This window comes from Paenibacillus agaridevorans (assembly GCF_003112455.1).
GTDB classification, from domain to species: domain Bacteria; phylum Bacillota; class Bacilli; order Paenibacillales; family Paenibacillaceae; genus Pristimantibacillus; species Pristimantibacillus agaridevorans.
The window spans coordinates 96,102-117,306 of the sequence record NZ_BDQX01000108.1 but is presented as its reverse complement, the minus strand read 5'-3'; the positions used below and the strand labels follow the sequence as shown (position 1 = coordinate 117,306).

Sequence of the window (21,205 nt, the reverse complement as noted above, 5' to 3'; positions counted from 1 at the left end):
AGCGTCATCTGAGTCCGTTAGATTTTCAATATCGCGAAAATGCTGCAATTAGAGGCTCTGAGGTCCGTTAGCGAAAGCAGAACGTTTCAGCTCCGTTACTCACAATGAATCGAAGACTTCCTCCTGTCCATTAGAATCTCCAACTATTCATGCGGCCTTATCGCCGCCAGTGGAGAGATAGGGTTTTATGTTCGGGTGAAAGCGAAAGGAAGCCTTATGGGACAAGGCTTCCTGATGCTTCTAAAACGGTTATAAATTATTGGCAACCACTTTGCTTGTACCGGTCGCCGCGTCATGAATGCCGCTTCCCGATTCGGAAGTGTCGTTGCCTGTTACGATGTAATAGTTTAATTTGCGAGCTCCATCGTCAAATAGCCCGATGCCGTTCCGGTCAAAGTCGCTGAACACGCGATTGCCGTTTACAATCACATGTTTCCCGCCTTCGATCTGCATGCTGTCGCAGGATAAACAATTGTTGGGATTGAGCCGGTTACGTACTACATTGCGTTCCAGCAGGTTTCCTGTAATCGTCACATTATCCCCTTTGGAGAAAATGCCTTGCAGCTGCTGGTCGCCAATACGATTGTCTGCAATCGTGACCTTTTTGGCGCCTGACTCGATCAGGATGCCCAGTCGCGTAGTCGTGCCTTCCTCGTCGCCGGCACCGATCCAGGAATTCGCCACGGTGACGCGCTCCGATTCTCCACCAATGTAGATTTGCTGATGATGGGCGTTCTCAAGAATACTGTTGACGATATAACGGGCAAATCCGTTGCCGACGCTCATGATGCCATAATTAAAAGGAGCGCCGTTAATAACGGTCGTCGTATCGATATTAATGCCATTTGAGTTGCCTTCCATCAGCACGCCTATATTCGTCGGCTCCAAAAATGTTTTTGACAATTTATAATCGGCACCGGACCAGAACACGATATTAGCGCCTGGAAAAACCGATGTTGGCTGCATGCTTCCAGTCGTCATTACATTGCTGTTAAGGATGGTTACGAACTGTGTATTCAATTGTGCGTTGCCTTTTACACCGACGGAAATGCCATATGCGGCATTGAAGACCGTAACGCCATCCAACGTCGTGAATCTTGCTCCCTCCACACGAATGCCGTATGAAGGTGAATGGACGATATCGGCATTCGGGGCTACGGAACGATCAATCGCCAAATTTTTTACCTTGTTGTGTGTCGTCTGACCGCTCCCTGTTCCGATATGAATGACAGCATCCGTTCCCTTGTCGAGGAAGAGGGACGACCCCTTTCCCGTTCCTTCCAGTTGTACGTTATGTTCGGTTATGTGGAGTGTCGAGCTTAATTTATAACTCCCTTTTGGAAAAAACACGACGCCTCCGCCTGCGCTTTGCGCATCATTGATCGCGCTCTGAATCGCGGCTGTATCATCCGCTATGCCGTCACCGGCCGCGTTATAAGGGGCGGCTTTTACATTGTAATCCGTCACGCTCGCCGCTACGGCTAGGTCAGGTGCAGTTATGGTACTTCCCCCTAGTACAACCGTCGCCAAAATAGCAACCAGTATTCGCATACGAAATTTAAATTGATTCATCATCTACGATTCCTCCTTTAAATTATGCTGCCACTCGTTACAATCGGCCTCGACATTCAGCCCTTCTATAATAGGAATGAATTCGCTGCCTTCCTTAAGGTTCCGTTGAGCCCAATTCATCTGCAGCCGCTCTCCTGGCAACAGCACAACCATATTGCGGTCGAAACATACAAACTGCCCGGGATCACGTTCCATCACCATCAGCCCAATGGCGCATACAGGTGAAACATTAACCAGAATAAAAGCTGTATGAAGTACTTCCGGCTCCCTTTCTATGACAATTTGCGCCCGCGGAAGCTGCAGCAGCGGCTCCAGGGGGGCGGAACTCTCCACAGCGAAAGCGTACTCGTTACGCTCTACAGTCCATTCCCCGGCGACAGCCTCCAACCGCAGTACAAATACACCATGCGCCGGGCGTTCCACTATCCAGGAAAAATCCCCCGCCAGCTGCGCTCCAAAACCCAAAGAACAGTCGTAAACGCACCGCTTTAGCAGATTCCCGTCCGCTCCATACAGCGATACATTCACTGTGGCCTCTAGCCCCTCAATCTCGGAATGTTCATTGTGGATAAAGATGCCGCATGCGAAAGTATCGCCCTCTTTGTACGCCAATTGGTTGTAGCGCGCGGAGAGATGCAGGCCCGCGTAGGCTTTCTTCAACAAGTAGTAAGCCGGTTTCGGCATGCCGTCATATTCGATGACGGATGTATTCGCATTGTTCGGAAATGGTTCGTTGCCCATCCAGACGATAAATCCGGAAGCTTCCGGTTCCCGCCGGCGAGTTGCTTCCACGGCGTACCGCAGCGACTCTGCCTGCATATACCTGCTGACCCGGCAATACAATTCCAGCTCATCCGCATCCGCAGCCCACAATCCGAACAACGCGCCCAATTGCTCCCACTGAATCCACCAGGCTCCGCGATGAACCCAGTACGGATTGTCCCGGGTAGGCGGCCATACAGACAGCCCATCCGCCCACTTGCGTATCGTTGCCGCCCGAGATGTGCCCGGCGTCCCTGTTTCCGAGCGAAACAAGGCATCGTCGCTATTAAAGAAAGCATAATGCTCGCGATCGCCCAAATACTGCCACGGACCATGGACATCATGATGGAGTCCCCGGCCAAATCGGCTGGCATCGGCCACGAAAGTCGGACCCGATGCGCTTGCAGGCAAAAACCGCCGTCCTGGATCGAGCTCCGCAACCAATCGCTTCAACATGGCGATATTGAGATGTCGCTCATCAACAGGCACACCCCCTTCCCACATGAGCTCATTGCCTCCGCACCACACCGCCAGCGAGGGATGCGAGCGCCTCTCCCGGATTGCTTGGGCGGCTGCCCGCTCCAATGTCGCTAGCACAGCCGGATCATCAGGCGGCAGGTTGCTGATGCCGCTCGACGATTGGGGAAATTCCTGCCATACAAGCAAACCCAGGCGGTCACATACCTGATAAAAGGCTTCTTGCTCAATGATAGCGCCGCCCCATACACGCAGCAGGTTAACGTTCATATCGCAAAATCGGCCGACATATTGCTGGTAGTCCTGCTCCGTCACGGAACCGTAGAGAGGCTTAATCGGCACCCAATTGACGCCCTTAATGAATATGCGCTTGCCATTGACTACGAGCGTATAGGGCAAAGCGCCGACAGGCGCGTTCTCATTCGCAACCCATTCCAGCTTGCGAAAGCCGATCGTTTTAACCACGGCCTGGAGCTCCTCCCCCTGTTCGCTCAGCAGCTTGATTTCAGCCGTGTAGAGGGAAGGTTTGCCATAACCGTTCGGCCACCATGACTGTACTTCGCCCACTTCCGCCATATGCTCGAAGGAGTTAACCCCGCCTTTAAGCATAAGTGTCTCTGACCATTCGTACTGGACGGCGTCATCCTCGTCCTTAAGCCGATATTCGGCCCTGTATGGCCCGGCTGCGAGCGTCTCCACGGAGGCGGCAAAACGAACCTGCCCCGTATGCAGATCATCGTTTAGAGTCGCATGGGGCCAAAAATCAGTCAGCTTCGCAGCCCGGTACGTATACAGGCAGACGTCTTGCCAGATGCCAACCGGCACGATGCGCGGGCACCAGTCCCAGACATAATTGAATCGCGGCTTCAGGGTGGTGACAAGGTGGGTGTATCCGTACTGGCCGTCGATCTCCGGCGATTGCCTGAACATGACACGCAGGTGGTTCGAGCCCTCGGATACTGTACGAATATAAGGTGAAACATCAAAGGCATGAGGCCAAAAGAAACCCTCGAATTCGCCAAGTTTCACGCCATTGAGAGAGATCTCCCCGGCGTAATCAAGCCCTTCGAACACAAGCTCGCACCGGTCCAACGGCCAGCCGTCCGGAATATCGAACTTCTTTTCGTAGCACCATTCCCGGTTATTCACCCACTCGCCGCTCAAGCTGCGCAATCCCCTGTTGGGATCGTCCAACAATCCGGCTTGGAGCAAATCGGATTGCACGGCCCCGGGCACTGTCGCGGCAATCGGCCCGACCGGAGGAGGAAACGTCTCCCCTAGCTCCATCGATACCGTAAACCGCCACTGATTACGGTACCAGCCGGTCAGCTGCCAATCGTCACCGCTCAGGTTCAAGCGGCCGTTCATACAGGCACGATCTCGATCGTGACGATTTTTTTGCCGTCCGCTTCAATAGCGATTTCCTGTTCATCCGTGACAACTAACGGAGCGAGTCGGTTTTCCGCCAAATCTACGGCATACGCTTCGCCGATACGCTGCCACCAGCGGAGCATCGTCCGTCCTGTAGCGTCGGATGCATTAAAAAGGCGGATCAGGATGCTGTCGCGCGAATCCGCTTTTTTCAGCGCGGACAGGACGAACGAATGCCGCTCCCCGCCCAGCTGGAGAAACGATTGCGTCAGGGGCAGCGCTCCCGTTCCATCCCCCCCGTTCTGATCGGCAACCTTCGCCGAATGCCGCATTTGAACCGTTTGGACCGCCAAATGATGCTCATGCGCTCTCCTCCATACTTCTCCTTCCAGCGGACGGCCTTGATGCGGCACTAGCGCGAAGCGGAACGTATGCGTTCCCTGGCATTGTCCTTCCGGCGTCGGGAAATTCGGCCCTGCGCCGCTCACGATTGTCAGCGGATCCGGCGAACCAAGATAGCCGACCGCACGCAGCAGCGTCAAATACAAGGTTCCGTCCGCGGTCGCTTCGCATTCCGGTAAGCCAAGAGGCGCAACGGCAAACCCCCGCTCGCCGCCGGCATCGGTCATACCGGCAAAACCATGATTGTGGAAGACGCCTACAGCATCCTCAATCCACGCGGCCTCATCTGGCTGAACGACCTCTACAGACCTTTCTACAAGATCGAAGGCGGCAGAAGACCAAGACGTATCGGCTTTCAGTCCCGTAGGAAGCGCCACCCGCAGCCGATGATCGGCAGCCTGATTGTCGAAAATGACCTTTACGCCCAGCCATTCGTCCTCCACTCCCAGGCTGACCTCAGTGACGAGTCGGCAGATCCGTCTCTCCAAAGCCCTGCGTTTGCGATCGGACGCCAGACCCGCAGGCAGCTCCCAGCTTCGCTCGATGCGCAGTACGCCGAGTGCCTCGCCATCGGCCGCGACCGTGACGGAAGCTTGAATCCCTCTCGTAGTGAACACCTCATCGATTAGCGGGGCGGAGTACGTATAACCGTCCCCTCCATCGCCGCCGTCTTCGAATACGAGCAGCCCTTGATAACAATGGCCGTTCTTCTTGTCATAAAGCGTCACACTGCCGTCGAAATGCACGTCTGCTTTCAGCCACTCGTTTTCAAGCGAATTCCCTTTCGCGATAACCCCTCGTTCCGGTACCCGCTTCCGGTTCGGAACTGCTGTAAAGGTGGCATAACCTAGTGCGGGCAGCGTCTGCGGAACGAATGCAACTGTCGCCTTCAGCGAATATTCCAGCCCTGGCAATATGCCTCGCTCCTCGGGAGGAGCAGCGTTATGCAGCATCGCCATATCGCGCACGGCAGTCTCGTGATGGTGAACGCAGCGGAATTCAGGCCGCACATCCATCACCTGGCTCGGAAGCCGTTTCCCTTCGGAGTCGTAAATATCAATCGTCCGGAAGGCAGGGGCATCGGCAGGCAGGTACAACTCCGCCATGACCGTATTGCGCCGCGTATGCTCCAACGGATTAATGGCATGAAAGATGATGCGGTCATTCGGAAGCACCGAAGTGTCGACTTGCGCCAGTAATGAATAGAGGGCCTCGTCCTTCAGTTGCCCGGCAATCTCCGTCGACCATTCGAAACGCGTCATCATCTGCCGGTGAACCTCGTCCCGACTGCAGCCGCAAATGGAGTCATGCGGGTGGTTTTGCAACAGATAGATCCAGCTCTGCTCAAGCAAGCGATCCGGGTAGCGATTACCCGCCAAACCGCAAGCTATGGTTGAGAACGGCTCCGCCCATCGTTCCAGCAAATATTGGGCTTGTGCATTGGCCTGCTTCAGGTACATTCGCGAGGAAAGCACGTTTGCCAAAAGAAAGTTAAACCCGCCGCTAGTGACACGGTTCGTATCGCGAAGCTCTCCATGCGCTTTGAACAGATCCTTCCCGTACGTTTTCTCCTCTGCTTCGTTTAGAAATCCATCGATCGTGCCGAACACCAGCTCATATTCCGGCAGCAGCGGAGCTGCTTCGCGGATGATGCGGGATAGATCGCGCTGCGGCTCCATATGGTCGACGCCGACCATTAATAGCAGCGTGTCAATGCCCGATGCAGGAATAAGATGGCGCTCTGCTGCACCGCGTATTTGTTCAGCTGCTTTATCCGGATCGGAATAAAGGCGGAACAATTCCGAGTAGCCCATCTGATTGGATAACCTGTAAGTAAACAGCTCGCTGCCATCGGCCCCTTCCCACAGCAGTTCGGATTGGCTGCGGGCAGCAACGTCGCCAAGGCCTCTCCAGACGACCGCTTGCGACATGCCGAATCCCCTCAGTAGTTGGGGCAATTGCGAGATGTGCCCGAACATATCCGGCAAGTAGCCAAACTTGAGACTGCCGCCCATCTCCTCCGTCTTGCGGATTCCCAGGGAGAAGTTGCGAATTAACGATTCTCCGCTCACAAGCGATTCGTCCGGCTGCACATACCAAGGTCCAACCTTGATCCGCCCCTCGGCAATGAAGGTGCTCAGCCGCTCCCGATCTTCCGGATGAATGTCCAAGTAATCGTCCAGTACGCTGGCCTGCCCGTCGAGATGATAGCTGACGTAGTCAGGATCATTGTCGAGGATCTCCAGGAGCCCCTTGATCAGCCGGGTTAGACGGATGCGAAAATGTTGATAGGACAAATACCATTCCCGATCCCAATGGGTATGAGGCACAATATAAATACGTTTCATTAGCTGTACACAACCTTCCATTTGACATGTTGACATGACTTTTGAAATTACAATATAGCGCTTACATTATAATGCCGCCAGCCGAATCGCCGGCTGCACCGCATTGCAATTCTAGCAATGCGGCACTGCCTCTTTTATTTCGCCTTGCCCGTCGACTTGCGGACGACCAGCTTTGTGTTCAGCATCACATGCTCCAGCGGCAGCTCGTTATCCTCGATATGCCGAATGAGCATTTCGCCGGCCTGTTCGCCTAACCGCTTGCGGAACTGCTTGACCGAGCTGAGCGGAATCGACACATGATCCAGCATGGGGGAATCATCGAAGCCGATCAGACTGACATCTTCCGGTATAGCCACGCCGCGCTGAGGCAGTGCCTTCATCACGTCGATCGCAATTTCGTCATTGATGGCAAACACTGCCGTTACTTTGTCCGCAGGAGATTGGATCTGCTCCAGGAGCCGTTCGGTGATCGCCGCCATATTTGCCGGTATGTAATCTTCCATAACCAGCTCCCGGCGCAGCGGAATCCGGTGATCGCTCAACGCTTCGCAGTAACCTCTATACCGTTCGTGCACCGATGAGGCATAGTCGATTTTGAGCGACAGAAACGCGATATTGCGATGTCCTTGCTCAATCAGATAGGAAACCGCTTGATAAGCGCCGTCAAAGTTGTCGGATGTGACCAGATTCGTTCGCAGCGTCCGGATCGTGCGGTCGATAACGACGAACGGAAAACGCCGCTCGTTCAGCCGCTTCAACTCCTCTTGCTCATGATTGCTGGATAATGGCAAAAGGAGAAAACCGGAAAATTGGCCGCTCGAAGCCGCAGTGATCAGACGCTGCTCCTGCTCCTCGCTCTCATCGCTGAAAAAGATCGATACGTCGTATCCGTACTCGGCAAGCACCCGCTGCGCGCCCAGCAATATTTCCATACAGGTGGTATACCCGTACTGATGATGCTGGACATCTGCAAAAATCACGGCAACCCTGCGTGCCGCATCGGGCACGCTGTACTCGGTACCGGCACCTGCCAGACGATCGTTAGGAGAAGCCACGAAGCTGCCTTTGCCCCGCGTCCGATAAATATACCCTTCCATCTCCAGCTCGCGAATGGCCCGGTTGGACGTAATCCGGCTGACACCGAACTTTTCCGACAACATGAACTCTGTCGGTATCTGATCATGCGGCCTAAAATCGCCCTGATTAATTTTCTGAACGATGTACTGCTTAATTTGTGAATACTTAGGTGATTCCGATTCCATGTTTACTCCTTTGAAAACACATTTCGTATTTGACATTACAAATCGTGAGTTCAGTTTAACCAGAACGAATACGTTTGTCAATGGAATCAGCCTTTGACGGAACCGGAGCTAAGCCCCTCGATAAAGTATTTCATCGTAAACAAGAAGACTGCCATGAGCGGAAGCGAAGCGACCGTGTATGCGGCATACATCTGCGTTCGTTTGACGTCGTATCCGCTGCTGATATTGGCAATGCCCAGCGGCAGCGTCCAGTAGGTTTGGTCGCTAATGGTTACAAGCGGCCAAATATAGGAATTCCATGAGCCGAGCAGCGTCAGTATCGAGATGGTCATGACCATCGGTATCGCCAACGGCAGCACGATTCGCAGCAAAATACTTCCTTCGGTCGCTCCGTCAATTCTTGCCGCCTCTAGCAGCTCCTTCGATATTTGCTCGAAGAAGGCGCGCAGAAGAAAGATGGCCATGACCTGTCCGCCGGCGATTCCGGGGATAATCAGCGCTAGCGGAGAATTCAGCAGACCGAGCTTCTGCACGATGATGAATGAAGGAATGAAGGTCAGAATGCCCGGAATCATCATAAGAGAGATGACGCCGATATACAGCATTTCTTTTCCGGGAAAGCGGAACCGGGCGAAAATATAGGCAGAAATGACGCCGACAAGCAGCGTGCCCGCCACGGTAAACAAGCCAATATAGATACTGTTCCAAATGTAGGGCGAGACAGCCTTCCACCCGAATTCGTAATTTTCCCAGGCAAGATTTTTCCACTCCGGCAGCCAGTAATTGATCGTCATTTGCGCTTCTGTCTTGAACGAATTCATGACCATGAAAAAGAGACCGTAAAGCGAGAAAGCCATCATCGCGCTCAACGCGATATAGCGGAGCGCTTCAAACACGAGCCATCTGCGGTTCTGCACCGCATTCCCTCCCCTGCATGTTCGGTTGTTGTCGTTCGGCATTTATGCGTCTACACGATTATAGCGATTATTAATGTAGGTAAAGCCAATAATGAGCAAGAACAGCACGATGCCGATTGCAGAAGCGTAGCCGACGCGCCCATAGCTAAAGGCATTGTTGTACAGCATAAGCCCCGGCACATTCGTAATGCCGTACGGACCGCCTTGCGTAATGATCAGGATGCTCTCATACGATTGGATGCTGCCGATGATTGTCAAAATGATCAGCAGCCTGAGCTGTGGCAGAATTAAGGGAATTTCGATGTTCCACATTCGCCTCCAGGCTGATACGCCATCGACGCGCCCCGCGTCATATAATTCCTTGGAGATATTGATCAGGCCGGCTAACAAGATTAATGTACCGACGCCGTTCACCCACGGAAATCCGATAAAAATGAGAGCTCCAATGACCGTATCCTCATTTCCCAGCCAGCTTGTCGCAAATTGTCCCATTCCGATTACTTTTAACAGCTCGTTGATCATCCCCGTTTCGCTCAAAAAGCTTTTCCACAAAAGCAGCCCGACCATGCTCGGGACAACCGCCGGAACGACGAGCAGGACGCGAAAAATGTACTTCGCCCGCTCGCTGCGCAGGTGGTGGATCATGAGCGCCACAAACAAGGGGACGCTGACCGCCTTGACTACGTCAGCCACTGCAAAGACCGCCATCACCTTTAGCGCGGGGTAAAACTCGGCATCGTTTGTCAGCAGTTCAACGAAATTGGCGAGCCAGACGAACTTGCTGTGATTGACGCCGTTCGAATCGAGCAGCGAAGTGTAAAACGAATTAAAAAACGGATAATACGAGAATATGGCGAGCAGGCCGAATGATGGAAGCAAGCCGGCATAAAGCCATTTGTTCTTGAACAACGCGCGAAAATTGATTTTCGAAGCCAAAATTCCACCCATCTCCTCCGGCATTTGGAGTGAACAGCAGGACCAGCCCCGCAGACATGCAAGGGCTAGCCCGCTCTCCCCTTGTTCCTTATTTCAACTCGCTATCGATCAGAGCCTGGTCCACCTCGCTTTGGAGCAGCTTTAATTGACGCTCAATACCCGCTCCAAACGATTTGCTGCGCTGGGCCGCAAATTCGTCCAGCGTTATTTTGTCGGTCAAATATTTTTGCCATTGCCCCCAGAACTCGTCCTGATCCTTCTGATCGGCGAAAAACGTCAGGTTGAGATCGGCATATTTGCGTTCAGGCGAAAGCATCTCCGCACCTTCCATTGGAGGGACGCCCGCAATCGCGGCTATATCTGCTACGAAGCGTTTGCCGCTGTCCGGATTTTTTAATTGGAACAGCTCGGACGCCATTTTCGGGCTCGTCAGAAAACGGAGGAAATCAATCGCAATGTTGGTAGTGTTTGCATCGTCCGACTTCTTGACCATGAATCCGTTACGCAGTCCCGACAGTTCATTTGACTCGCCTTTGTCAAAAAAAGCACCGTTCTCAGCTCCAACCTTAGGGAACGGAATGACGCCCCAGCGGAATGTTTGATCCTCCTTGCCATCGGCCTTGAGCGATTCCATATGCATGTTGATATTGCCGACGAACCAGGTTCCGTTATAGAACTGGGCATTTTTGGCGGTCAGGAACCGCTGCGGCACTTCCGAGCCCCCGATGGCCATAAAGTCCTTGTTCATATAGGGGGTCATCTCTTTGAACAGCTGGAAGAGGGAACGCAGCTTCTCCGATTTGGCCGGGTCGAGAATGCCCTTCTTGTAGCCGATCCACAGCTCGTCGATTGTAATCGCTTCGCCGACCGTCGAAGCCGGGTCGTTCGGATCGTAGCTCCACCCTTCCTTATGCTTGAGATTAAGCACCTCGTAATCCGAGCGGAAAGCGGCGTTCATCCAGTTGCCGATGGCCCACAAGCTTTGAGCGTCGTCCGGTTTAATTGCCAATCCCCAAGGCAAGAAATCCGCGTCCGCCAACTGCTGGTTCACCTGCTTCCATTCGTTCCATGTCGCTGGAGGCTGCGCAACTCCGGCCTTTTCATACATTTCCTGGTTATAGAACAGCCCCAGGCTAAATATGGACCATGGCACCATATTCGATCGTCCCGCCCCATCTCGCGTCATATCGATGTAGGGGGCGACAAAATCGTCCTTCCACGGCTTCTCCGTATCCGAGTACGGATTCGGAGTATTTAGATAGTCGTCGAGCGAAATGATCGAGTCCTGCGCCCGGAACGTATTCGCCTCCTCCGTAAACATGACGTCCGGCGCGCTGCCTCCAACCAGAGTCGTTTTCAGAAACGTTTCGTAACCCTCCCAAGGCTTGATCTGATAATCGACCGTCACATCGGGCTGTACCTTCTTGTATTCTTCGATTGCCTTTTCCAGCAGCGCCGTTTGCTCAGCCATTTTGTTAGAAAGGACGATCCTGCCCTTAAGCTTGCCCGAAGCATCGGGATTGTCCGTAGGCGTGTTGATTGTCGGACTGGGACTGTTGCCTTCGTTGCTGCAAGCAGATAAGCCGACCATAACCGCCAAAAGGCTAATCATTATAGTGCTCTTCGTTTTCGAACCGATAAATTTCATTTACTCTTCCCCCTTAAACAAATATATCACTAAGTATTAAGCGCTTTCATTATGCGTTTACAAATTATCTTTAACGATCGCATTTTTACCAGCGGCGGCCGCATGCACGCCAGCTTCCGGCGACACGTTGCCGGTAATGGTGTAGTAATCGGTATTGCCGCTGACATGAATGCCATACCGATCGAGACTGCCAAACACCCGATTGTCCGAGACGATGACATAATCTCCTCCAGTAATCTCCACGCTATCGCAAGCACAGCCGGAATTGACGTTTTCTTCGATTGTATTGCCTTGAATAATGACGTTGAATCCGGCAGAAAGTATGGCCTGCTTGCGCTGATCGCCAATTCTGTTGTTGGCGATCGTCACTTTCTGCGTGGTGTCCTCGATGACGATCCCGGCGCGGTCGTTCTTATCGTTGCGACTGCCCGCTCCGATCCACGAATCGGATACGGTGACCCGCTGCGAGCCTTCACCGATATAGATTTGTTCTTCGAGCGCATTTTCAATGATCGAATTGCTGATGTAGCGGGCGAAGCCTTTGCCAATGCTGACAATGCCCTTCTTGTAAGGCGCGCCGTTAATGACGGTCGTTTCGTTGATGTTGATACCGTTCGCATTGCCCGTCATCAAGATACCGACATGGGTCGGCTCTACGAATGTCGTATTAACCTTATAGTCCGCGCCTGACCAAAAAACGATATTTGCGCCGGGAAACGTCGATACCGGTTGCATGCTTCCGGAATACATGACATACGAATTCACAATATTCGTAAATTGGTTCGGAAACCCGTCCCCGCCCTTCTCGCCCACTCCGATGCCGTAGGCTGCATTATAGACGATGACGCCATCCAAAGTAGTGAAACGCGCACGCTCAACATGAATGCCGTACGAGATCCGTCCCTCGATATCCGGATCAGGCGGCACGGCTCGGTCAATCGTCAGATTCGTTACTTTGTTATGCGTCGTATGCATCATTTCATTTTCGTTGCCGATTTTAATGACCGTACCGTCGCTCTTATCCATAAAAATGACCGAAGCCTTGCCCGCCCCCCGCAGCTCTACATTATTGCCTGATAGAAGCAGCGTTGACGAGACTTTGTATTTGCCGGCAGGGAAAAAGACGATTCCCCCTCCCGCGCTCTGCACATAGTCGATGACGCTGCGAATCGCCTCTGTGTCGTCCGTCGTTCCGTCGCCCTTGGCGCCATGCATCTGAACGTTGTAGACCCCCTCCTTCTCCAGGAAGCCCGAAGAAACGTTCTGTCCGCCCCGCTGACTCCACAGAACAAAAAAAGCGATTGCCGCAGCTGACAACAACAACAAGGGCAAAAAAATGAACTTCGCTCTATTTGTCTTTACAAATGGCATATAACCCCCCTCTTGCCTGTATATTTCAGCCAGTAAGTTTAAAGTTCTGGCCAGAAACCAATAACTTCACTGTCCGATATGATTAAAATTAGCACGGTCGATTTGTAATGTCAACAATAATTTGTCATGATATTTAGGATTGACTCCTCCTAATTTAACATGATATATTCCACACGTAACCAGTTGTATTTTTTAAAAACGGGAGGTGAGGGAGCACCGTTCTCGCATTCAGTCATAATGGGCCTGACATGATCTATCTATCCTAAAGGAGGAACACAGTGTGAGGAGTTTACGGCTTGTCCTGCCAATCCTTTGTTTTACGATCATAGTAATGGGAGCGCTTGCAATGAAAAAAGCTGAAGCTTTTACCGACAAGGTCAGCCTTAATGGGACCTGGCAGATCTACCCGGATATAGAAAATGATATTCGCATCATCAAATACGATTCCGGCGTTCGCGACACATCAACGGTAATTGGGCGCTATTCACCCAATGGCAAGACTTACATCGAACGCATGGTATTGAATATTCCCGACAAAAACGATGTCCAATATGCCAAAATCATGGCTCAAATTCATGTGGGCAGCAATCTTACCCGTAAAACAGGCGAAACCTGTTACTGCTTAAAGGTGAATATAAATGATGGTCAATGGCAGCATGTAGATCTTCGCCAGTATATGGACAACAAGACACATTGGATCGAAATTCCCGTAAATCATGCCGATCTGCTCGATGGCGATAACGCCGTCACTTTCGATTCGACCATTGTTAGCGGCAGTAATATGGGGGATGATTCGCTGGACTTATTGGCAACAATCCCTGGCGGCACGACCCATTTGGCGTGGTACAGCAATGACGGCGTCAACTTTATGCAAAACAGCGATCGACATTGGAATGTCCGCCTGCAATATTCGAAGCTTGATGATGCAGTCTGGCAAAATATCGCCGTTCCTTCGGCATGGGAAACAAGTCTGTCCTTTGACGGTGTCAAAAAAAATTTTGTAAAAGTAAAACTAAATGACAACGAGTGGGTATCCGCCGACATTTCCAATCTGCAGGATAACGCCAACCATTGGATCGAAATCCCCGTTCCGATCAGTTATCTAAAGGCGGGCAATAACTCGATCATTCTTGATTCGACAATCGACAACCCCGGAAACATGCAAACGAATACGCTGGATTTATTCGCCAGCGGCAACGCTCCATCGGGAAACAGCTACTGGTCGAATGATTTAACGAATTGGACAGCCGCAACGGATCGCAACTTTAATATTCGGCTCATGACCTACAATTCCTCGCTGGGAGCTTGGGAAGAGTCCAAATACGATAATGGAGGAACGGACCATACGGTCGTTATCGGCCATTATAATCCAAACGGATTAAACTATTACGAACGTACGGATCATCATATCGGAAGTCTGTCCAACCTTTCCGCCGCGAAAGTCCGAATTTACGCTCACGTAGGCAGTACAATCGATTCCGTTTACCAAGACCCAAAACGATTCGACGGAGTAGGCTGGTACAAGACGAATATTTCGATCCCTTCGCTTGCATCCGATGAAATCAAGTGGCTGCAGTTCGATGCTGCCGACTATAAGCTGGAGGCATGGTTGAACGGCAAGTTCATCGGTTCTCACGAAGGCGGCTATGTGCCGTTTAAATTCGACATCAGCTCGATGAACAACATCGTTAATGCAGGCGGAACGAACTCGCTGATCGTTCGAGTAACCGATCAATTTGATTCGCGATTGAACTCCGGTACCGGGACAATTCCCGTTAAAGAGACGAATGCCGGCTTTCTTCAGGATACAATTGCTATTAATTACGGCGGAATTTGGCAAGACGTCAACTTAAGCACCTCCAAAAACATCTATATAGAAAATGTATTTATGAATCCCGATATCGATAATAATCGTGCAGAAGTGCGACTGAGCGTGCACAACAAGAGCAACATCTCAAGATCATTAACGTTTCATTCTGATATTGCGCCCCGTGCTGGGGGTGGCACTTCCTATTCAGGTTCGAGCTCCGTAACGCTGGACGCGCACGGGATGGCCGTCATCAGCTTTTATGTAAATATGCCGTCCTTCGAGCTTTGGTCAACATCCGCCCCCCATCTCTATACTTCCACCGTATCGGTCAAAGAAGGGTCGTCCGTGCTCGATGCCGAAACCGTAGACTTTGGGATGCGAAAAATAAGCGTATCAGGCAAAAAAATTCAACTGAATAATGAAAACATCTTCCTTACCGGCATGCTTCACTGGGGACTTTATTGGGACACGCTTGCAGAGGCGCCTTCTGTCTCGCAAGTACAAAAAGAAATCACCGATCTAAAGAACGCAGGATTCAATACCATCAAATACACCCTGACGGTGCCGCCAAAGTATGTTCTTGATGAAATGGACCGGCAAGGCATGCTTGTCTACATTGAATATCCAATCTGGCATCCGGTCGAGTCGGATGACTTCTTCTCCCGATCACGCAGCAATATAACCGAAATGGTGATAAAAGATCGTAACCATCCGAGCGTCATCATGAGCGACTTCAATTGCGAAATGATAACCTTCTCGCCAAAGATGGACTCGTTAATGTTCGATTTGTACAACATGGGCAAGTCGCTGGCTCCTAACCGGCTATTTCTGGACAACAGTTCGGGAGGGATGACGAAATACGGCGATTTCTACGCGACCCACCCCTACTATCAACTAAACAAATTCAAAGAAATTATCGATGTTTGGGCAAATGCCAGGGCTAGCGGCGGCGTTGATAAACCCCTTATTTTGGGCGAATATGCCGATACCGATACCATTCGCAATACGACCGCGATCAAGAACGCCAACGGCGGGACATTGCCTTGGTGGTGGACGATGTTCGGAACGAATGATCCCGAGACGATTTTGCAAAGCCAAGGCTTCAGTCTCGCGCAAATCAATGCGTTTAGATCGTCTTCCATCGCAAATGCGCAAATGTCCAAGAAGCATTATATCGAAGCATCAAAAATGAATAGCAGAGTAGCCGGATTGTTCGTTACTCACATTCGCGATATCGCGCAAACGCAAGCCGGTTTTTATGACGATAACGGCGATCTCAAGTTCGACTCGGCTGAATTAACAAAATCGACAAACCCGACGGCGTTGCTGCTTGATCGGCAGACACTCAACGTGTGGGGAGGTTCTTCATTTACCGTTGCCCCGAAGCTGTCGCATTACGACGGAACCGCAATTACGAATGGCTCAGTCACTTGGAAGCTGAAAGCAGACGGGACGATCATTTCGTCCGGAACGAGCCAGAACGGTGTTACCCTTGCAAACGGCGATGTATACGGCTTGAATGCTATTACATTTACCACACCGGACGACGCAAGCTCATATAAATATACGCTTCAAGTGACGCTAACCGCCAATGGCGGAGATTATATCGTTACGAACGACTGGCCGGTCTGGGTATATTCGAATACACCTTTATCTAGTCCGGATAAATCGGTTCAGGTTTACGACCCTGCCAATAAGTTGGATCTGATAACCCGTTATCCCTGGATGACGGCTTGGGCTAACGACAATCCGGATCTACTCATTACGACAGATTGGAGCGCGACCATCAACAGCTATTTGAACAACGGCGGGAAAGTGATTTATGTCGGTCACGGCGCCGGACCGGTCGCATCACAATCAGGCACATTTAATATCGGGGCGTTTGCCTTTATTCCGAATGAGCATCCCGCACTGGGACAATTCCCTCATGAAGGCTTCGGCAACCAGCAGTTTCTCGATTTGGCAACCGACTATTCGCTCGATTACAAAGGGTTTTACGGGGGGACGAATCTTGCGGCTCATCAACCTATCATTGCGAGAATGGATTTACGCGGCTATTCCGTAAGCTCCTACTTATCTAAATTCAATGTTGGCAGCGGCACGCTGCTTCAGACGACACTGCGCCTCGACAGCCTTGCGGCAGGCGGCGACCTGACCGGCGATCTCATTACGGATCATGACGCCAGGGAAAACGTGGCAGGAAAATATTTGCTGGATCAATTGCTGAAATATGAGTTAGGTCTAGTCGTAAGCGGCAACAAAGCGCCTGCAGCCAACAAATTGGAAACCTCTTCGGCCGATCCGACCTTAAATGGCGCCCTAACAATCGATGGCGTCAAACATATTTGGGGAGCCGGAGAATGGGCATCTAATGGCGAGGAGCGTCCATGGATCAAATTGACTTGGAACGCTGGCATTACAATTGGATCCGTCAAATTATATGACCGTTCTAATCCGTATGATAACATTCAGTCCGGTACGCTGACCTTCAGTGATGGATCGAGCATCGCTGTCGGAGCGCTCGATAACGCCGGGACTCCGATTACAGTGGCCTTTCCCGCAAAAAGCGGCATTACATGGATGAAGTTCCAAGTCGATTCGTCCAACTCTGGCTGGCTTAACAACGGCTTGTCTGAAATCGAAGTTTTTTAAAAAGTTGCCAGGAAGAAGCTTCTCATATAAGAAGAAACTACTAAACACAAATAAACACGCCGAATGCGGCGTGTTTATTTCTTTAAGACGTTTTTTATCCCTTGGACGCCCCAGCCGTCAGCCCTTCCACCAGGAAGCGCTGCAAGAACATGAACAACATGGTGACCGGAATGGCCACCAGCACGGCTCCGGCTGCAAACAATGTGAATTCCGTAGAATTGCGTTGGCTTACCATCCGATAGAGACCGACGGCCAGCGTCCGCTGCTCCTCCGTGCGGAGCACGAGATCCGCGAATATGAAATCCACGAAGCTGCCGTTAAAGATCATGAGGCTCGCATACGTCAGCATCGGCCTGGACAGCGGAATCATAATGGAGAAAAACAATCGCATATGGCTGGCGCCGTCTATCCGCGCCGCATCCTCCAGGCTTCTGGGAATCGTGTCGAAGAAACCCTTGGCCACGAACACGTTCGTGATGATCGCCCCGCTGCTGTAGACAAGCACCAAAGCCCAATGGGAGTTCAACAAGCCCACGGTATTAAGCAGCACATAGATGGCAATCATCGCCATAAATCCCGGGAACATCTGCAGGACGAGCAGCGTGGTGAGCGTTGTCTTCCTGCCCGCGAACCGATAGCGCGAGATCGCGTAAGAGGATAGCAACAGCAGAAACGTGCCGAGCACCGTCGATAGCGCCGCTACTTTAAGGGTATTCAGAAACCACAGCGGATAACTGGTATTTTGGAATAGATTTATATAATGTTCGAAGGTGAAACTTTTAGGTATGAAGGTGTCGCTGAACAAGCTGTTGCCGACCTTGAGCGAGGACATGACAATCCAGAGCGCCGGGAACAGGCTGATGCAGCTGAGAATAATCAGAATCACATAGCTTAACGATAATTTGGCGACAGCGGCCGGTCCTCTGTTCATGCGATCATGTCCTCCTCTTTGTAGGATCGTGTCCGCCTATAGCTCCAGATGGAGAAGGAAGCCACCAGCAGGAAAATAACAATGCCGATTACCGAGGCAAAGCTGTATTGCGACTGGTTGAGCGCCAGCTTATAAAGCCAAGTGACGAGCAGATCGGTATGGCCAGCATACTGATAATTGGAATTGACCGGATCGCCGCTAGTCAGCAGGTAAATGACGTTAAAGCTGTTGATATTGCCCGCGAACTGCATAATTACGATCGGCGCCGTTGCAAACAGCACCATCGGCAATGTAATCATACGGAATTTCTGCACGGAACCCGCGCCGTCCACCTCGGCTGCTTCGTACATATCCTTGGGAATCGTAGTCAGCACGCCAATCGCCAGGATCATCGTGACCGGAATGCCCAGCCACATATTGGCGAGTATCACCGTAACCTTGGCCCAAAACGGGTCCGTCAGCCACGGGATCCCCTCCAAACCGATTGCCCGCAGATAACCGTTAATGGGACCGAACTGATTGTTGAACATATTGCGCATGACCAGCAGCGAGATCATGCTCGGAATCGCGAACGGCACAATAAGAACGGTACGCCACAGCTTCTTGAAGCGGATGCCCGGTTGTTGAATAAGGACGGCGACCAGCACGCCGCCGACATAGGTCGTGAACGTAGCGATTACGGCCCATGTCAATGTCCAGGTCAGCACGCCGCCGAAGGTCGAGCTCCATACCTTGAGATTCACCATTTTCACGAAATTGTCAAAGCCCACCCAATCAACAAGATTGGCAGGCGGGAGAATAGGATCCGCATAGTTGGTAAAGGCAAGCAGAACGGAAAAAATAATCGGCAGGATCGTCAGGAACAAGATGGCAACGGCCGGCAAGGCAAGCACCATATAGGCAAAGTGCTTGCGATTAATCTCTCTAAGGGATTCTATGAAGTGATGGGGCCGCTCGCCTTGGTCGCGCGACCGCCCGACCAGCCAGGCGTCCCTGATATTCAGTCCATACAGGAACAGATACAAGATCAGCGCAAGCAAGGCGACCAATCCGTTGATCATCATGAAGATGGAGTGATCCCCCTCCACCATTTTGGTCAGCTTGCCTACCTTGACCATCGCGCTCGGCTGAACGCCGAGCGTGATGAGGCCGCGCAGATAGTCTTGCAGGTATTGAAGCATGCTGTATATGCCCGCTGCATGGATGAACAGAAACAGCAGCCCTTTTAAATATTGGCGGTTATACAGCTGCCCCGCACCCATAAACAGGATGGATAGAAGGACTGCGATTGTTTTTTTCTGCATGCCACAACCCACCTGTCATTTATTTCGAGGCGATATCCGCCTTAATCGTCGTTACCATCTGATCCAGAGTCTGCTTTGCATCCAGCCCGGCATCGTCCCATAGGGAGATAAACGCCGCCTTCAGCGGATCCCACACCGAGTTGATTTGGGAGATCGACGGCATGGGAACGGAATTCTGGAACTGTTGGAAGAAGCCGCTTGTAATGGGGTCATTTTTGATCGCCGGGTCTTCGCCCGCCTCGATATTAGCCGGAATGGCACCTGTCATTTCGAAATTTTTGAGCTGGTTTTCCTTGCTGCTAGCGAAGTTCGCGAACAGCCGGGCCGCGATTGGGTAATTCGAATACGAATTGACGTAATAGGATTTTACGCCCGAGAATGACATCGATGGCTGACCGTCAGGAGTCTGAGGCAGCGGGGCCACGCCGAAGTTCACCTTGTCCTTGAAGGCCGACACAGACCACGGACCATCAATATTCAGGGCCAGCTTGCCTTCCTGGAACAGCTGGGTCTTTACGTCATACGTTACGTCGCCGGCATTCATCGGCAAAATGTCGCGAAGGCTCTGCAGGTAAGTGAAGCCCTTGACTGCTCCTTCGTTGTTCAGCCCGATATCATTGGGGTTCATATTGTCATCCCCGAAAATATAGCCGCCGAAGCTGCCGATGAACGGGTAAGAGTAGTAACCTACGAACTCCCACATAATCGCGTACTTGTTCTGCTTCGGATCATTATGGGTATTGGCGAAAGCGATCACGTCATCCCAGGACTGCGGAGCCTCTGGCAACAGATCCTTATTATAGAACATGCCGTAAGTCTCCACCGACTTGGGATAGCCGTACAAGATACCATCGTAGGTGGATGCGGTAACGGCGGCCTCTACCATGTTGGCGCGCGTCTCTTCTTCGAACAGATCATTGGGCAGAAGCAGCCCCGCCGTAACCGCCAGACCGATCTGGTCATGAGGGAGCGTCAGTACATCGGCTGCCAGCTTGGATGGCCCGTCTGTCGCCAGACGTCCGCCCTGATCGCCGCCTGCAACCTCTTCTACCGTAACCGGAACACCGAATTGCTCTTCGAAGGCGGCACCGACTTGCTGCATGTACGCCAGCTGTTCCTTGGCTTCCCATACAACCAGCTTCGCTCCCTCCTCTGGCGCAATCTCCTCGTCTTCGTTGCCGCCTGTTTCCTCCGGCGTCCCGCTATTTACGCCGGTATTGCCCGGCGAAGCCGTTCCAGCCCCATTGCCGCCTCCGTTGTTGCTGCATGCCGCCATCATCACCGCCAATGCCAGGCCCATCAGAAGCATTCCCCATGATGTTTTCCTTGCTCTCTTCGCTCCGTTCATTGTAATCGCCCCTTCTTCCGTCAGAATAAATAGCATGGTTAATTGCTTCATCCTGCTTGCCCACCGTTGTGATTCGATCATTTGCGCAAACGCT

Annotated in this window: 11 protein-coding genes and 2 pseudogenes; 1 reads left to right on the top strand and 12 read right to left on the bottom strand. The window is 51.8% G+C overall.

From position 1 onward, the window contains the following. Positions 1–249: 249 nt before the first annotated feature. From PAT3040_RS11735 to PAT3040_RS39960, 9 genes and pseudogenes are all read right to left on the bottom strand, one after another. Positions 250–1,575, bottom strand: a complete 1,326-nt coding sequence (locus PAT3040_RS11735; RefSeq protein WP_108992798.1) for a glycosyl hydrolase family 28-related protein — start codon at positions 1,573–1,575, stop codon at positions 250–252. Then, positions 1,576–4,179 carry a glycoside hydrolase family 2 protein gene (locus tag PAT3040_RS11730; protein WP_108992797.1) on the bottom strand — a complete coding sequence of 868 codons (2,604 nt, stop codon included), beginning with the start codon at positions 4,177–4,179 and terminating at the stop codon, positions 1,576–1,578. It lies immediately after the preceding gene. After that, positions 4,176–6,932 carry an alpha-mannosidase gene (locus PAT3040_RS11725; protein ID WP_181376568.1) on the bottom strand — a complete coding sequence of 919 codons (2,757 nt, stop codon included), beginning with the start codon at positions 6,930–6,932 and terminating at the stop codon, positions 4,176–4,178. The genes PAT3040_RS11730 and PAT3040_RS11725 overlap by 4 nt, the downstream gene beginning before the upstream one ends. 134 nt (positions 6,933–7,066) lie before the next feature. Further along, positions 7,067–8,194 carry a GntR family transcriptional regulator gene (locus PAT3040_RS11720; RefSeq protein WP_181376567.1) on the bottom strand — a complete coding sequence of 376 codons (1,128 nt, stop codon included), beginning with the start codon at positions 8,192–8,194 and terminating at the stop codon, positions 7,067–7,069. Between the two features lie 86 nt (positions 8,195–8,280). Beyond that, positions 8,281–9,111 (bottom strand): carbohydrate ABC transporter permease, encoded by an 831-nt coding sequence (locus PAT3040_RS11715; RefSeq protein ID WP_179215526.1) that lies wholly within the window; start codon positions 9,109–9,111, stop codon positions 8,281–8,283. Between the two features lie 42 nt (positions 9,112–9,153). Continuing rightward, complete coding sequence (locus PAT3040_RS11710; protein ID WP_179215525.1) at positions 9,154–10,047, bottom strand: carbohydrate ABC transporter permease; 894 nt, start codon at positions 10,045–10,047, stop codon at positions 9,154–9,156. 88 nt (positions 10,048–10,135) lie between these two features. Continuing rightward, positions 10,136–11,695 (bottom strand): ABC transporter substrate-binding protein, encoded by a 1,560-nt coding sequence (locus tag PAT3040_RS11705; protein WP_108992794.1) that lies wholly within the window; start codon positions 11,693–11,695, stop codon positions 10,136–10,138. 57 nt (positions 11,696–11,752) lie between these two features. Continuing rightward, positions 11,753–12,325, bottom strand: a pseudogene (locus PAT3040_RS39965) (right-handed parallel beta-helix repeat-containing protein); the annotation flags it as partial. Positions 12,326–12,526: 201 nt separating this feature from the next. Further along, positions 12,527–12,910: pseudogene (locus PAT3040_RS39960) on the bottom strand (glycosyl hydrolase family 28-related protein); the annotation flags it as partial. Between the two features lie 502 nt (positions 12,911–13,412). Here PAT3040_RS39960 and PAT3040_RS11695 point away from each other — a divergent pair. Then, on the top strand, positions 13,413–17,528 hold the full coding sequence (locus PAT3040_RS11695; RefSeq protein ID WP_181376566.1) for a glycoside hydrolase family 2 protein: 4,116 nt from the start codon (positions 13,413–13,415) through the stop codon (positions 17,526–17,528). 94 nt (positions 17,529–17,622) lie between these two features. Here the strand turns inward: PAT3040_RS11695 and PAT3040_RS11690 are convergent, their stop codons facing one another. Genes PAT3040_RS11690 through PAT3040_RS11680 form a run of 3 tightly spaced genes read right to left on the bottom strand, consistent with a single transcriptional unit; the run spans position 17,623 to position 21,162 of the window. Next, positions 17,623–18,459 (bottom strand): sugar ABC transporter permease, encoded by an 837-nt coding sequence (locus PAT3040_RS11690; RefSeq protein WP_108992791.1) that lies wholly within the window; start codon positions 18,457–18,459, stop codon positions 17,623–17,625. After that, the gene (locus PAT3040_RS11685; RefSeq protein WP_108992790.1) at positions 18,456–19,763 is read right to left on the bottom strand and encodes a carbohydrate ABC transporter permease; all 1,308 of its coding nucleotides are present in this window, start codon (positions 19,761–19,763) and stop codon (positions 18,456–18,458) included. The genes PAT3040_RS11690 and PAT3040_RS11685 overlap by 4 nt, the downstream gene beginning before the upstream one ends. 19 nt (positions 19,764–19,782) lie before the next feature. Beyond that, positions 19,783–21,162 carry a sugar ABC transporter substrate-binding protein gene (locus PAT3040_RS11680; RefSeq protein ID WP_307719162.1) on the bottom strand — a complete coding sequence of 460 codons (1,380 nt, stop codon included), beginning with the start codon at positions 21,160–21,162 and terminating at the stop codon, positions 19,783–19,785. Positions 21,163–21,205: the final 43 nt, after the last annotated feature.